Raw genomic sequence first — 14,513 nt, 5'->3', positions numbered from 1 at the left:
ATGTGAGCTCGCTGCTCGTGGGGCTGGGTCTGCATGTGAAACGCCGTGCCTTTGCCGAAGCTTTACATGAGGCGGCGAGGGCTCCTGGTCCAGTTGGGCGGGTGGCACATGCCGGTCTTTTGCGCTACTATCTTGATAGGCGCGACTTGAGCGATGTCGTGAGAGAGGCGGGACAGTTGGAGGTTCCAAGGATCGAGAAGAATATTCGTGCGATTTTGGCTGTAGCGCTACTGGCGCCACTTGTGGGGATGCTTGGCACCATGTTGGGAATGGTTGATGCCTTTCAACGGGTCACCGAACAGGGCGGGATTTCCGGTCCGGGAGAGCTTTCGTCAGGTGTGCTTACCGCATTGGTGACATCGGTCATCGGCCTGACGGTTGCTGTGCCGATGTATATTTTCTATCTCTATTTCCTGAGCAGGGCAAAAAGGCTGATAAGCCGTATCGAGAGAGCGGGAATAGAGGTGGTGCACATGATTGCGGATGCACGAGAGGAAGAGGAATACGCTCCATTCAGGGGGGAAGTGGTTCTCGGTAAAAAACGCGGAGGCCGCGGAAAGCGTGAACCTAAGCCAACCGGCGAAGAATGAAGCTGGAGACAACACTCTCCGAGCGACCGGGGTTCCTGCATGTTTTACCTCTGTTCGATCTATTTGCTCTGGTGACAATGCTGCTACTGATGGGGCCGATGTTTTTGAGCCAAAGCGGTGTAACGGTTGAGCTGCCTGCGTCACAGTTTCAGCTACAGCGATTCAGGGAGTCGATCGTGGTGACCGTGGGACCTGGCAGCCCGGAGCCAAGAATTCATCTGGGCCGTCAATCGGTGAGCGTTCAAGAACTTCAGGAGAAGCTGGAATTACTGAAGGACGACGAAAATATGAGCCGGGCAATTGTTTTGCTGAAAACAGATGCGGGGGTGCAGGTGGGAACCGAGCGGATGGTTTCCGAGATGATCATGAATACAGGTTTCAAGCTCGCTCTTGTGGGCACATCACGCGTGGGCGAGGATGTTGGGGACTCGGAGGCTGAGCCAGACGAATGATCAAAGACGATCTAATATTTGATTGGGATACGAAGGACTTTCACAGGGGGAGAAAGATTGCTTCGCTCGCAGTTGCTTTGCTCCTGTTTGTCGTATGTTTCGCTGCTTTGCAGGTCACTCTTCCGGTAGGGCCGGAAAGGGTGACTAAAACTGCCTCGATGATTGAAATTCCGAACAATGATTTCGGGAAAATATGGAAAATGCGGGCGGAAGAGGAGGGTCCGTTTCCCGGAGGTTCTGATATGGAGGACCGGGATATAGTGTCGGAAATGTTGGAAAGCGCACTTAGCGATGCGGACACCGGCTGGGGGAGCTATCAGTTAAAGCCACGGGAGTTGGAAGATGGGAAGGAGGTGCATCGTGAAAGCTATGCACGGAAGGGGACTCGCTTTTTCCCTGAGCGAATTGGACAAGGGGATAGCAGTGACAGAGGTAAAATCAAGGCTGCCCAGTATACAAAAGTGCCTGTGCTGACTCCGTTCAACGTGGAAAGCGAGGGATGGATGCCGTCCGAGCTCCCGGAATACAATTACCCTGTTTCAGGCACTACAAATTTTTCGCTGTGGCGATTTATGCTTGGTGTCCGCGCCGATGGCTCAGTCGAGCATTGTATTGCGTTGGGAGGAGAGGATCAGGAAGTCGTGGCGGATACGGTAGCCTGGTTCCGTAGAGTGAAATTCGCTCCTTCAGAGGACGTGGAGCGGTGGATTGGGCTGAGCCTGGAGTTTGAAAATATGCCGAAAGATGGAAATTAGTCTAAATGGAGTAGTGACACTGGTGATTTGCGCGAGCCTTCTTTTTGCTGGCCTGGCGACGGTCATTTCCCGTGTTCTGCAGATCTCCGCGGAAAAACGAATTCAGAGGCTCCGTGTTACCTGCCGCCTGTGTGGGACGATTTTCCTCTCTGAACATGAGGCGACTTTGGTTCACTGTCAGCATTGCGATAAGCTTAACCTACATAGGAAGAACGGATCATTGGGCTAAGTTTTTTAGAAAATATGTAGTGTCAAATATCCGATGGCGGTGTTGTAGTAGAAGAAACCCATGCAAGCTACATTTCTGCCTCCAAACCACGACGTATTCTGCGCGCCGATCACGGCCAATAGGGATCTCTCCGAGTGTCTGATCGCAAACACGCCGATGGTCGACCTGCTCTCTACGGAACTTATCACTGCCGGCTTCCAGCTGGTGGCGCCTCACGAAGCCACTCCACGAACGATTCGAATCCCAATCGATACGTGGCTGGAACTTGGCTCTATTCTGATGCTGGGAAGGAATGAGAAGAGCGCACGGCTTTGTGATTCCGATGGGGTATTGTTGGCTTGGAAAGGCTTCGATGATCCCGATGAATGTGAGGAAGAGATTCGGACCGAGGCAGGTTGTTTCCCCGTCGTTTATCCATGGGATCTCCTGAAGATGAACGAGGAAGTGGTAGCCCTGATGGATGAAACTACCCTGATCGGGGAAGTTAGTCCTCTTGCTACAATCTCAGGCAACGTACGTCTGGGGCGTGGTGCTAAGATTTTGCCTGGAAGCGTAGTGGAGGGCCCGGTCGTCATCGGAGCTAATACAGTGATCGGGCCGAGCGCCTTGATTCGCGGCGCAACAAGCATTGGTGCCGATTGCTATATCGGCCATGGAGCAGAAGTGAAAAACTCGATTATCTATCCAAACACCTATATTTCAAGGCATTGCTACGTCGGAGATTCTATTGTCGGCTCACATGTTACCCTTGGCGCCGGGACGAGGACAGAAAACCATCGTCACGATGGAAAAACCCACTTTTCCATGGTGCGGAACAAAGCGATTGATACCGGACGGCAGAAATTCGGTGCTGTTATCGGAGATGGTGTCAGGACAGGAGTGAATACCTCGCTGGAAGCTGGTGTTAAAATCGGCATCGGAGGTACGACGAAGCCGGGTAGTTACATCGAGGCTGATATGCTGTGACTAAAATGTCACATTCCGCAGGTCCTCCCTTACCATTTAGTGCCTTACAACACCGGAGATGCAAAAAGTCCTAGTCGTCGAAGACGAAGTAGATATAGCCGATCTAATCATGTTCAACCTGCAACGGGCAGGTTACGAGGTATTGAAAGCCCATGACGGGATCGCCGGTACCGAGATGGCCCTAACAAAGCGCCCCGATCTGGTAGTGCTCGATCTGATGCTTCCCGGCCGTGACGGTTACTCAGTCTTTCGTGAAATCCGCAGGGATTCCAGAACATCGAATATTCCTGTGATCATGCTTACCGCACGTGCCCAGACCGAAGACCGGATTCAGGGACTTGAGGCAGGTGCGGACGATTATTTGACGAAACCTTTTAGCCCGAAGGAGCTTGTTCTGAGGGTAAATGCGATCCTGAAGAGGGTCGACTCCAGCCCCGGGCTGGTCGAATACGAATTCGGGCCATTTCGGTTTGATAAGAACTCGGTGAAATTTTATCTCGAGAATGAGCCTACAGATCTTACTGCCACGGAATTCAAACTCCTGCTGTATCTATGTGAGCGATCAGGCAAGGCCCAAGATAGGAATGAGCTACTTCGGGTGGTCTGGGGCTATAGTGATGAAGTTCATAGCCGTACCCTCGACACGCACATGAAACGCCTTCGCCAAAAGTTGGGAGATCATGGCACATTGATTGAAACCGTTCGCGGTGTTGGCTATCAAGTGGTCGCTCCGGCTCCTTAGATACCATATGTTTGAGAAAGTAATTATTGCAGTCGCTGCTCTTGGAATACTGTACCTGCTGTTTCAGATTCTGCTGTTGCGGAAATCTCGCAAGGAATTTGAATCGCAGGTCAAAGCTTGGAAGCTCCGTCTGGAGTTGGACCTTGATCAGGCGAAAGCAGAGCGTGATCGTCTTCTGGATGCTCTGGGCGATGCATTCCTATTGATTGACGCACAGGGTGACATCCGTTTTGCCAATTCTGCGGCAAGGAATCTTTTCATGGGGCGTTCGCTCATCGGACGTCCCGTGCAGGAGGCATTTCTGGATACGAGGCTTGCAGAGGCGCTGCTACGCTGCCTGGAAACGGGTGAACCAGTACAATCCCGGGTTATTTTACCGCAGCAAACTTCGCCGCTTGGCGATCTCGAAACCCGTGGAAGCAACGCGTGGGTTATCGATGCGGCTCCGCTTTCAGATACTCCCACAGGAAACCCCAACATGCGCGTTGTGATCCGAGATGTAACTTCAGAACACCAGCTGGAGCAAATCCGCAAAGATTTTGTAGCAAATGCCTCCCACGAGCTGCGCACCCCGCTTGCCATCATTAGTGGCTATCTGGAAAACCTGCTCGATGATAGCATGGTTGATGATCCGGAAATTGCGCGAAGGTTTCTCTCTGTAATGAGGAAGCATACCGATCGGATTTCCAGGATAGTGGAGGACATGCTGGTAATTTCCCGACTGGAATCGGGCGAGGCTTCAGCGGTGAATATCGAGCCCTTCAAGCTCGGCTCCTGCGTGCGCGATGTTCTGGAGAGGCTTGAATCGTTGATCCAAGGTCAGAAAGCTGTTGTGAACGTGTCTCTACATGACGAAAATTTTATTATCATGGGAGACCGGTTTTATTGGACTCAGGTCCTCTTTAATTTGGTGGAAAATGCTCTCAAGCAGAATCCCTACAAGGATCTGCACGTCGAGATCGGCTCCGAGGAAACGGAAAAATGGGTGCGTATCTGGGTAGCTGACAATGGGGTGGGAATTCCTAGCTCCGATCTTCCTCACATTTTCCGTCGGTTCTACCGCGTGGAAAAACACCACTCACAGCTTGAGATCAAAGGTACTGGCCTAGGGTTGTCCATCGTCAAAAGGGCAATCGAAGCCCATAATGGAACGATCACCGTCACTTCAACCCCCGGGCGCGAGACCAAATTCCTAATGACTCTTCCCAATGGAAGTGAGTAGGATCCTCCCATGAGGAAAATTGGAATTTTCGGAGGCTCTTTTGACCCGGTCCACGAGGGCCATCTTCATCTGGCAAAACTGGCACTCGATGCGGCCAACCTCCATGAAGTCTGGTTTCTACCGTGCCGGATTTCCCCACATAAGACAGCGAATCCCCCCAGCAGTGGAAAGGATCGCGTAAAATGGCTGGAAATCGCTCTTCAGAATATTCCTTGGGCGAAAATAGAACCCATCGAACTTGAAACCGAGGGGCCGTCGTATTCGTTCAAGACCATTCAGGAGCTAGCAGGAAAGCATCCCTTGTATGAATGGTTCTGGATCATGGGAGGAGATCAATGGTCTGCTTTGGATAGATGGAAGAATCCTGAGATCATCGGTAATCACGCGTCATTCATCGTACTTGCCCGGGATGGGCAAGAGGTTGAAGCGAGGGAGGAATATAACTACGTGGTGGTCAATGGAGAGCATCCCGCTTCGTCCTCAGCTATCCGACATGCATTGGAGGAGGGAGAGGCGGATATTCCGTATCTGAACCCCACAGTGCTATCTGAAATGAGGGGCGGTGAGGTCAAAGGTTCTGCTGGTGCTTGAAAGTCACCGAGCGCTAGTGAAAAAATTCACGAAATCCTCATTCCGGCTTTGCCCTCTTCCCCGAAACATCCATATTTGGCCCGCTACTTATGATTTCCTACACCAAGAAGCCCCACGACCGCGAGTATCGATTGATTTTCAAAAATATTGATCGCGAGGGTTGGGACCCATCCATCGAAACATACATGTCCGATGGTGGATATGATGATCTCAAGAAAGCCATCGCAATGGCTCCCAAGGATATCACGGAGGAAGTTAAGAAATCCGGATTGCGCGGTAGGGGAGGAGCTGGCTTCCCAACCGGGATCAAGTGGACATTCATCCCTCCAAATAACACTAAGCCTGTCTACCTCATCTGCAATGGCGACGAATCTGAGCCGGGAACCTTCAAAGACCGCTACATTCTTCACCAAGACCCGCATCAGTTGATCGAAGGTATGGTGATCTCCTGCTTTGCGACAGGTGCACACAAAGCCTACATCTACCTTCGGGAGGAATTTCCCGAAGCTGCCCTAATCGTTGAGAAAGCAATCGAAGACGCCCGGGCGAAAAATTTTGTGGGTGACAATGTGCTTGGATCCGGCTTTGACCTCGAAATTTACGTGCACCGTGGTGCTGGTGCATATATTTGTGGGGAGGAGACAGGTCTAATCGAGTCACTGGAAGGTAAGCGACCATATCCACGGATCAAACCTCCTTATTTTCCAGCAGCACTCGGTCTCTACATGTGCCCGACCATCGTTAATAACGTAGAGTCACTCTGTCACGTGAAGCACATTGTCCGCATGGGCGGTGAGGAATACTCAAAATTGGGTGTGGCTCGCAATACAGGTACCCGCATCCTCTGCGTCTCGGGTGATGTGAAGAAGCCAGGCTACTTTGAGGTGGAGGTAGGGAAGGTAACCATGCGGGAATTGATCTACGACATGTGTGGCGGCCCCAAGGACGGGCGGGAAATCAAAGCGGTAATTCCCGGAGGTTCTTCCTCGAAAATTCTTCGCGCTGAAGAGGTTTTCAAAATCAAGGGTCCTGATGGATCCGAGAAGGATCTTGCATTCTGGGACATCCCAATGGATTTCGATTCTCTTGCCGCCTGTGGGTCAATGGCCGGTTCCGGTGGTGTGATCGTCATCGATGACAGCCGGAAAATGTCATGGGTGTTGAACAACATCAATTCTTTCTACGCTCACGAGTCTTGTGGGCAGTGCACACCGTGCCGCGAGGGCTCCACTTGGATGAAGAAGATTTCGGATCGTCTGGTGGACGGAAAGGCTACCGCCAAGGACATCGAGACGCTTGAAAGCGTTGCGTATCAAATCGATGGCCGCACTATTTGTGCTTTCGGAGAAGCCTCATCCTGGCCTGTGGAAGCCATCATCGCAAAATTCCGTGATGAACTTTTGGAAGATACAGTCGAAGAGGATACCGAGAAACCGCTGAATCCCGAAGCGGTTGCCCAGCGTAAGTTCCTGGTCTCCCAATAAATAGGAAAAGCCGCGTCTCCAAGAGCGCGGCTTTGAAAGTTTAACGGCCTGTCGGAGGGAGAAATTTGCTTCGACGGGACGCGACTCGCGGAGTTTACCGCGATAGCCACTTGTGAGGATCAGCCCCCTGGAACGAGGACCAACTTGGAATACTGGTAGGAATTCTTCGCGACAAATTCATTCAACTCAGTGCCGGACATGTTGCGGTTCCGCATTTGTTCGATGCCGAAGTCGGAAAGCACAGAAAGTGAGACTTCCACAGCGGTAAGATTTCCGGATTGGAGGATCTCCTCGCTATCTGTTTCACCCGACAAGCCGGCGGGAATAGTCTCGGAGATGATTCCATTTCCAGTAATCTTGAAGGGGTCCTGATCGTAATTGTCGCTGGTGATCGGGATTTGAATCGAGCGGGTGGTGAATGATCCATCGCTCCCTGATGAGGGGATCTGCACATCCACATGAAAGGTGATGGTGAATTGATAGATGTTTTCACAGATGAAGTTCGCCGCGTTGGAGATTTCATTCCCAGTAATGGATGGGTCAGAATCCGCGTCCTCGGCTGCTTGAAAGAGATCGTCGCTGGAGGGAGTTGTGTAGACGGTGCCTAAGGTGCCTGAAGAGGTGCCTGATCCGAAAGTCTTGTCCGGATTGATCAGCTTTCGATAAAGAATGAAGGATTTGAATTTTTCGTCATCGCTTATCGGATCTTCGTAAGCCAGCTGATAAACGAGCGTGGAGACATCACCACCTTGGTCATCGGATTCTCCGATTTCTCCATTGTAGCGATCAGTCACCGAGGAAAAGAACACAAGATCGAGGCTGTTCGGACTAGTGGTGCCGTTGGGGCCATCACTTGGAGGGTTCGATTTTGCGTAGAGCCATTCGAAGTTATTGCCGCTGCGAATGACCAGCGATTCGAGGTCATTTGCGATGGTATCGACCATGGCTTCTCCCTGACGGGCGGCGCTAACTTCGACACGGTTTCTGTTGAAAGTTTCCAAGGCAAGGGAGGTGATGGAAACCAAGATGGTAACTATCACTGTAGTGATGGCCATGGCCACGAGGAGCTCGATGAGGGTAAAGCCTTGTTGGAATTTAGTAGATTGGGTTTTCACGATATATTGAAAAATTGGTTCAACGGCGGACTGCCATGTTTCTGCTGAAGACAGGCTTCTCGTTCTTCTCAAATAGTTCAGAGAAATCATCTCCTGTGAGATAAGCTTCTGCTTTGGTCGGGACGTTGTAGAAATCAGCCACAAATGCGATGGCCGCTTCCTCATACTCGCTTGAGCTAGAAGCTGCTCCGCCTCCACCGCTCGTTGAGGCGGACTGGATTGTTCCGGGTGTTCCTTCCACCAAACCACCGTCGGTGGTGTCGGAGATCAGTTGAGTCAATTTTACGTAGAAGATCTGGCCTTCAAGTGCGGCAAGATCTTCGGAAAAAAGATCGTCATCGAGTCTTCTGAGGATGGATTGCACCACGTAATCGACGCCTGGTTGGCCGGTGGCGTCGGGGACAGGTGTCAAAGTGCCATCTTCGTCCCTGGGATTTTCTGGATCACCTCGGTATTGGTAAATGAAGAGTGCGCTTCCGGGTGTGTTGCTTTCCTTGACCCAAGTAAATGCCTTGTCAAACCCTGTGGCCATATCGGTGGTGGGATCGGTACGCAGGGTGGTGAGTTCCTTTTCCAGGGTGCTGACCAGGCGACCGGCTTGTTGAATACTGATGGAGCGCCGGATACCTTGGGTCGCTGGGGCGAATACGGCGATGAATCCGGTGAGAAGTACGGCAAGCACGCCGATGGCGATCACCGTTTCCATAAGGGTGAAGCCCTCTCTCTCTTTTTTTAAAGATTGTCTAAATTGATTGATCATATCCTAGAAAGTATCAGAGTTGGAGTGGCTATCGAGTCCGTCCACCTGTTCCGGACTGCGATAGGATGATATTCTTCCGTTTCTCCAGATGACGAAGCCCGCGAAATCTTTTCCGCCGGAAGCTGTGGTCTTCGGTTCTTGACCAGGAGGTTTTACACCGGAACCGATTACAAAGTTGGTGCCTGGACTCGCGTAGATTCCTTCCGAATTGAATTCATAGTAGGTGTAGTTGGCGCTGTAATTTTCTATCGGCGAGCCCGCTTCATTTTTGGGAGTTATCGATTCGGTTCCGAATGCATCGCCCGATCCTTCCTGGGTTGAGTAGACCTGGCTGAAATAGGTTCCCTGAGGCATGGTGAAGCCACGGCTGGAAAGAATCCAGGAACCTGAGACAGGGTCTCCGTCATCATCGAGCTCCTGGTAGACGACGACCATTCGGCGAAGGTAGTTTTCTGATGAGGCATCGTCTATATCGATCATCACACGGGCATTCGTTTGTTTAGAAACGGCCAGAGTACGTGCTTCGTTGAAGAGCGATTCAGCTGTGGCGAGGGCGCTGGAAGTGCCTTTGCCTGCTGTAAGGTTCCCCAGGCCGATTGCACCGGCTGTCATGAGGACTGAAACAATGGCAATGACCACGAGAATCTCAACGAGAGTGAAGCCGTAGGCACGGCTCAGTTGAGATCGTCTTGTTTCCAAGGTAGATCTTAAGTTTTTCATGGGTTTTGGTGAGAAGTTGGGAACTTCGTTCAATTAAACTGGCGTGAAATTTCTGATTTCGCAAGAAATAATGTCAATACATCGCAGATACAACGATCACACGATTCGCCGAGCCGGTCACCCTTCTTTCAGATATTTTATCCGATAAAATCAGTTCTTTGTGAATCGTCCCTTTCGGGGTCCACTCATCCAGGCCCACGCGGATTTTACGATTTCGTTCACATCGCCTTGCTTGGCCGACCATCCGAGAACTTGCTTTGCAAGGGAAGGATCTGCAATCAATTCAGCAGGGTCACCCTCACGACGTGGGCCATAGGAAACAGGGACCGTTTTACCTGTCACTTCTTCCACTGCTGTAATGATTTCCTTCACTGAAATTCCTTTTCCTGTCCCGAGGTTACATTTCACGGAGTCTTTTCCTGAGATCAGATGATCGACAGCAAGCCCATGAGCGTTTGCAAGATCTTCGACGTGAATGTAGTCGCGAATGCACGTTCCGTCCGGGGTAGGGTAGTCGGTGCCGTAAACTTCAAGTTTATCAATTTCGCCGGTTACTGCCATGAATACACGCGGGATCAGGTGTGTTTCAGGATTATGGTCCTCTCCGATTTGGCCGTCAGCAGAGCAGCCGCTGGCATTGAAATAACGCAAACAGGCGGATTTCAGACCCCATGCGTGATCACAATCCGAAAGGATCGTTTCGACCATGAGTTTACTCTGACCATATGGATTGATCGGATTTTGCGGATTCGACTCGTCGATCGGTATGCTGGCTGGCTTTCCGTAGGTGGCGCAAGTGGATGAGAAAACAAAAGCTTTGCAGTCAAATTCCTGCATCACCTGGAGCAGGGCGACAGGTTCAGCGGTGTTGTTCCAGTAGTATTTCAATGGGTCTGTCACCGATTCACCCACATAGGCGAATGCTGCGAAGTGGATGACAGCTGCGAAGTTGTGCTTCTCGAACAGCGCGCGGACAAGCTCTCGGTCTCCAACGCTACCAATCACAAGTTCCACTGATTTATCGATAATTGCTTCTGGATGCCCGTATGCAAGATTGTCGAGGACTACGATATTTCTTCCTTGGGCTGCGAGCTGGCGCACGGTGTGTGAACCGATATAACCTGCGCCACCTGTAATTAGAATGGTTTGATTGGACATTGTCTGGTGTTAGCCAACCAGCATGCGCGCTACATGGCAAGTCCGCACAGGTTAAGAAGTGCCGGGGACTGATTTTTTCACAATAAAGCGTGAATAGGGAGGGACTGTTGGTAGTCTATAGGGAGTTATGAAAAAATTTCGCCAAGCATCTGTCGGGCTTGTGATTGGACTTGCACTAGGTGCGTTCAGCTCATGCGCATATGATCCATACTACTCCGGGTCGTCCTATTCCAGCTATGGAGATGGCTATGGTTACGGGAATTCAAGCTTTTCCACTACGACTTTTGTTGCCACCGGCAATTCCCGCTGGGGCTATGATCCTTACGCTGGTGCTTATTACGATTACAATCGCCGAGCTTACTACGATCCCTATCTGTATGGCTACTACCCGGTAGGCTACAGACCGCGGTATGTTTCAGGCGCTCCGCATCCGCATGGATGGAGCCGCGGGAGATCCTACTGCCCGCCGCCAAGCCGTGTCCGTGAATATAATCTCACCAACTATCGTGACAGAGGTTCACGCTACCAAGGGCTGGGACGTGACTGGTCACGCAATGTGAAACCAGATCACAATAATTCCCCGGGACGGAATCAATCCCATGACGATCGTTCACGGGACCAGCGTTCAAATTCGGATCGAGATAGATACGAACAGCAGCGTAAATCCAACGGTGGAGACCGCAACAATAACGGACAGCGCAACGATTCCAGAAATGTGCGAGATAGTGGAAACAGGGGGTCTTCAGGCTATGATCAAAATCGTTCTGTAAATTCCCAGAATAATCGCGGAAATCAAAACTCTGGCCCTCAGAGGCAGACCCAGCAGAAAAATGGTTCATCCCAGAGGCAAGCGACCCCTCAAAGGCAGGCATCACCTCAGAAACAAGCATCACCGCAAAGACAGGCCGCACCTCAGAAGCAGGCTCCACAGCGGAAGGAAGGGCCTAGTCAACCTAAACGGGCTAGCGGAACAAGGGCCGAGAGAAACGCTGAAGCTAACAGGATTTAGGCAAATTGCCTTTATGATCGGTTAGATCTACGAACTCACAACGTCCGCCTGTTTTAATCAGGCGGGCGTTTCTTGTTTCGGTATAGTTAGAAACCAGCGAAAAACCAAAGATAGTAATATCGCTGCCAGGCCGACGTGAAGCACCTGCACCCAGGAATATATATGGACCTGTGCCATAATCAGACCGAGGAACATTTGGGCAAATACTAATGCGATGACCGCATACTGGGTAGGTGTTGCTCCTTTCTCCTGATGCTTTCTGGAAATGTAGAATACAGCCAGAGTGATGAAGAAGATGGCCCACGAGAAACTGCGGTGGAATAGGTAGAGCCATGAGCCTTCCAATTCGACTATCCAGGTTTCCCTTGGTGCGAAATCATGAAATTTGGCAAGTTCGTCGGTCATCTCGCGTATTTGTGAACCCGAGATACCTTCGACGATTACGGTAAATAGCAACAGACTTACGAGCACCTTGGACGGCAGTAGGCGGGAGGTGGTAGCGACTTTATAGGGTTTGTCACAGCCAGCCCACACACAATAAACGAGGACGCAAATCAGTAACATCGCCAGCGCGAGGTGAGTTGTAAGGACGCCGGGGGAGAGTCCGCTGTAGACGACCCTTGCACCCATGATTGCATTCGCCAAAACCAAAAGAAGTGCGGCGAAGGACGACCAGAAAACTGCGGGGCGCCTCTTCCTTTGCCAGAAACTCGCGATGAATGTGGCTACGGAAAACAAGCCTACAGGAAGACTACAAAGCCTGTTCACAAACTCGGTCCAGACATGCTGTGGGTTGAATTCCTGGGCCAGCTTCTCAGGGGTGATTAATGCCGGGTCCCTGCCCATGCGTTCAGCTTTCTTTTTGAATTTCTCGATGGGAAGGTTGTCAAAGTTCACTTGATCCACATTAGTAGGGGGAATCAGTAGTCCCCAGCAGGTGGGCCAATCCGGACAACCCATACCAGCACCGGTGACGCGAACGATGGCGCCTACGAACATCAGGAATATAACAGAAACGAGTGCCGCCGTAGCCAGCTTTTGGTAGAGATTAAATTTCATCTAAAAATTTCTTGAGAGCAAAGTGAGTCGCTAATTTAGCTATCGCTCTATGTTCTTTCGACGGAGGTCTCTGTAACGACCTCGGCAGGTGGGGACGTCTTTGCCGGCGGGGTAACTTCCAAGAGTTTCTTCTCCGCCGATCCGGCCGGTTGCTCCGCTGAGATGGCAACTCCGATCCAGCGGAACTCATCGCTACTCTCGAGTATAACTTTCAGGACCATGGTCAAAGGCACAGCCAAGAGCATGCCGAGTGGTCCCCAGAGCCATCCCCAGAACACAACAGAGACGACTATTACCAAAGTTGAAATACCAAAGCGGCGGCCAACCAGCATGGGTTCCACAAAATTCCCCAGGAAATTATTGATAAGGAGATATCCACCCGCAACGAGGATTGAATTCGGAAGGCCTGCTACGAAAAGCGCAAGTATTGTAGGCGGAACACCGGCTACGATTGATCCAACCACAGGGATGAAATTGAAGAAAAACGCCAGAATTCCCCAGAGGACGAAGAAATCAAGTCCTGCAGCATAACAGAGAGTGCCCGCGAGAAGTCCGGTAACAAGGCTGACTGCTGTTTTGATTGCCAGGAAACGTTGGATATCCCGTGTTGCACTAAGCATTCGGGTAAGGTTCGGGCCGCGGGCAAGACTGATGGCTTCCAGTCGGCGCCCGAACATGCGGGACTCGCTGAGCATGAAAATTGTGATCACCAAGGTGATCAATGAAGTTCCTAGAAAGCCGACCACGCGGCCGAGAACTCCGGTGCCAAAGTCCCAGATCCTCTCGAAGCGGATATTCTGAAGGTTGCTCAGATTGTTGTTTACCGCTTCGTTGATCTTTTCCTTGGCGTCCTTTACTCCGTATTCGTTGAGTTTGATGGCCAATGACTCCGATCCATCCCGGATCTGCGTGGAGACTTCCGCCGCATAGCGACTGTTCCACTTTTCCTGTAGATCACCAATGAGAGTGATGGCCAGTAGTGCGAGAGCAGCCAAAAATACAAAATCCACGGCTACCGTCAGTAAAACGGCAATGGGTTTGGGAACCTTTTTTACCCTAAGGAAATTCAGGAGGGGAAAGCTGACTGTGGCGATGAAAAATGCGATCAGTATCGGGACGATAAAGCTCTGAGCCAGCTTGAGTCCGGCAATGACCAGGACCAGTGCGGCAAGCATGAAGAGAGCTTTGCCAGCTCTTATCTTTCCTTGCTCCGCCTGTGTCACCATTTGTTAAAGATTAGACGACGGACGTGGAATTCCCGCAACTTATTATCGATTTTTTAGAGAGAAAACTCGGTCGAAGAGATCGGCTGAATACGGATTCTCTCCGATGTCCGGCGGGTGGGCACATCATGGGTGGATTTACCGATGGAATTGAGAGGGCTGGACAAACAAATGCGGGTTCCATCGCTTGAATTGGGGAAGCAGCCTAAAAACGTTGTCCAAGGTCAGAAAGTATCGCCCAATCATGAGGAGATTCTCCGAGAACGTAATTTCAGGCATAAAAAAGCATCTGCCCCTAAAAAGAGACAGATGCTTTCCGAAAAGGGAAAATTCGAGACGAATTACTTCGTATACTCGATTTCCGTCTGGATTTCTTGGAATTGCGGAAGAGGACGCAGAGGCGGTGCCTCAGCATCACTTGTACAACAACCGCATGAG

At 51.0% G+C, this 14,513-nt stretch carries 15 protein-coding genes; 9 read left to right on the top strand and 6 right to left on the bottom strand.

Going from position 1 to position 14,513, the window contains the following annotated elements; translation table 11 throughout:
- Window positions 1-2: 2 nt before the first annotated feature.
- The 8 genes from AAGA79_RS10260 (at window position 3) to nuoF (ending at window position 7,031) form a co-directional block, all read left to right on the top strand.
- Entirely contained in the window at window positions 3-590 is a 588-nt protein-coding gene (locus AAGA79_RS10260; RefSeq protein WP_411825706.1) for a MotA/TolQ/ExbB proton channel family protein, read from the top strand.
- Window positions 587-1,042 (top strand): biopolymer transporter ExbD, encoded by a 456-nt coding sequence (locus AAGA79_RS10255; RefSeq protein ID WP_411825705.1) that lies wholly within the window; start codon window positions 587-589, stop codon window positions 1,040-1,042. The genes AAGA79_RS10260 and AAGA79_RS10255 overlap by 4 nt, the downstream gene beginning before the upstream one ends.
- Window positions 1,039-1,797 carry a hypothetical protein gene (locus AAGA79_RS10250; protein WP_411825704.1) on the top strand — a complete coding sequence of 253 codons (759 nt, stop codon included), beginning with the start codon at window positions 1,039-1,041 and terminating at the stop codon, window positions 1,795-1,797. The genes AAGA79_RS10255 and AAGA79_RS10250 overlap by 4 nt, the downstream gene beginning before the upstream one ends.
- Window positions 1,798-2,086: 289 nt before the next feature.
- Window positions 2,087-2,992 carry a hypothetical protein gene (locus AAGA79_RS10245; RefSeq protein ID WP_411825703.1) on the top strand — a complete coding sequence of 302 codons (906 nt, stop codon included), beginning with the start codon at window positions 2,087-2,089 and terminating at the stop codon, window positions 2,990-2,992.
- A 58-nt stretch (window positions 2,993-3,050) separates the two neighbouring features.
- The gene (locus AAGA79_RS10240) at window positions 3,051-3,734 is read left to right on the top strand and encodes a response regulator transcription factor (RefSeq protein ID WP_411825702.1); all 684 of its coding nucleotides are present in this window, start codon (window positions 3,051-3,053) and stop codon (window positions 3,732-3,734) included.
- A 7-nt stretch (window positions 3,735-3,741) separates the two neighbouring features.
- The gene (locus AAGA79_RS10235) at window positions 3,742-4,956 is read left to right on the top strand and encodes a sensor histidine kinase (protein WP_411825701.1); all 1,215 of its coding nucleotides are present in this window, start codon (window positions 3,742-3,744) and stop codon (window positions 4,954-4,956) included.
- Between the two features lie 9 nt (window positions 4,957-4,965).
- On the top strand, window positions 4,966-5,547 hold the full coding sequence (gene nadD / locus AAGA79_RS10230; RefSeq protein ID WP_411825700.1) for a nicotinate (nicotinamide) nucleotide adenylyltransferase: 582 nt from the start codon (window positions 4,966-4,968) through the stop codon (window positions 5,545-5,547).
- A gap of 89 nt (window positions 5,548-5,636) precedes the next feature.
- Window positions 5,637-7,031: an NADH-quinone oxidoreductase subunit NuoF gene (gene nuoF / locus AAGA79_RS10225; protein ID WP_411825699.1), complete on the top strand. Its 1,395-nt coding sequence runs from the start codon at window positions 5,637-5,639 to the stop codon at window positions 7,029-7,031.
- Window positions 7,032-7,150: 119 nt separating this feature from the next.
- Here the strand turns inward: nuoF and AAGA79_RS10220 are convergent, their stop codons facing one another.
- The 4 genes from AAGA79_RS10220 to galE all read right to left on the bottom strand — a co-directional run bounded on the left by AAGA79_RS10220 (window position 7,151) and on the right by galE (window position 10,784).
- Window positions 7,151-8,146: a type II secretion system protein J gene (locus AAGA79_RS10220; protein WP_411825698.1), complete on the bottom strand. Its 996-nt coding sequence runs from the start codon at window positions 8,144-8,146 to the stop codon at window positions 7,151-7,153.
- Window positions 8,147-8,165: 19 nt separating this feature from the next.
- Entirely contained in the window at window positions 8,166-8,906 is a 741-nt protein-coding gene (locus AAGA79_RS10215; RefSeq protein WP_411825697.1) for a prepilin-type N-terminal cleavage/methylation domain-containing protein, read from the bottom strand.
- A 3-nt stretch (window positions 8,907-8,909) separates the two neighbouring features.
- Window positions 8,910-9,626 (bottom strand): Tfp pilus assembly protein FimT/FimU, encoded by a 717-nt coding sequence (locus tag AAGA79_RS10210; protein ID WP_411825696.1) that lies wholly within the window; start codon window positions 9,624-9,626, stop codon window positions 8,910-8,912.
- Between the two features lie 150 nt (window positions 9,627-9,776).
- Window positions 9,777-10,784 carry a UDP-glucose 4-epimerase GalE gene (galE, locus tag AAGA79_RS10205; RefSeq protein ID WP_411825695.1) on the bottom strand — a complete coding sequence of 336 codons (1,008 nt, stop codon included), beginning with the start codon at window positions 10,782-10,784 and terminating at the stop codon, window positions 9,777-9,779.
- A 410-nt stretch (window positions 10,785-11,194) separates the two neighbouring features.
- On the opposite strand from galE, the gene AAGA79_RS10200 reads away from it, so the two are divergent.
- Window positions 11,195-11,344, top strand: a complete 150-nt coding sequence (locus AAGA79_RS10200) for a hypothetical protein (protein ID WP_411825694.1) — start codon at window positions 11,195-11,197, stop codon at window positions 11,342-11,344.
- Between the two features lie 506 nt (window positions 11,345-11,850).
- Here AAGA79_RS10200 and AAGA79_RS10195 read toward each other — a convergent pair.
- Window positions 11,851-12,852, bottom strand: coding sequence for a COX15/CtaA family protein (locus AAGA79_RS10195; RefSeq protein WP_411825693.1), 1,002 nt, complete (start codon window positions 12,850-12,852; stop codon window positions 11,851-11,853).
- Between the two features lie 47 nt (window positions 12,853-12,899).
- Entirely contained in the window at window positions 12,900-14,027 is a 1,128-nt protein-coding gene (locus AAGA79_RS10190) for an AI-2E family transporter (protein ID WP_411825692.1), read from the bottom strand.
- Between the last annotated feature and the right edge of the window lie 486 nt (window positions 14,028-14,513).

The sequence above is a fragment of the Luteolibacter sp. AS25 genome (assembly GCF_046736275.1).
Lineage (GTDB): Bacteria > Verrucomicrobiota > Verrucomicrobiia > Verrucomicrobiales > Akkermansiaceae > Luteolibacter.
This window is presented reverse-complemented; position numbering and strand designations above follow the sequence as displayed.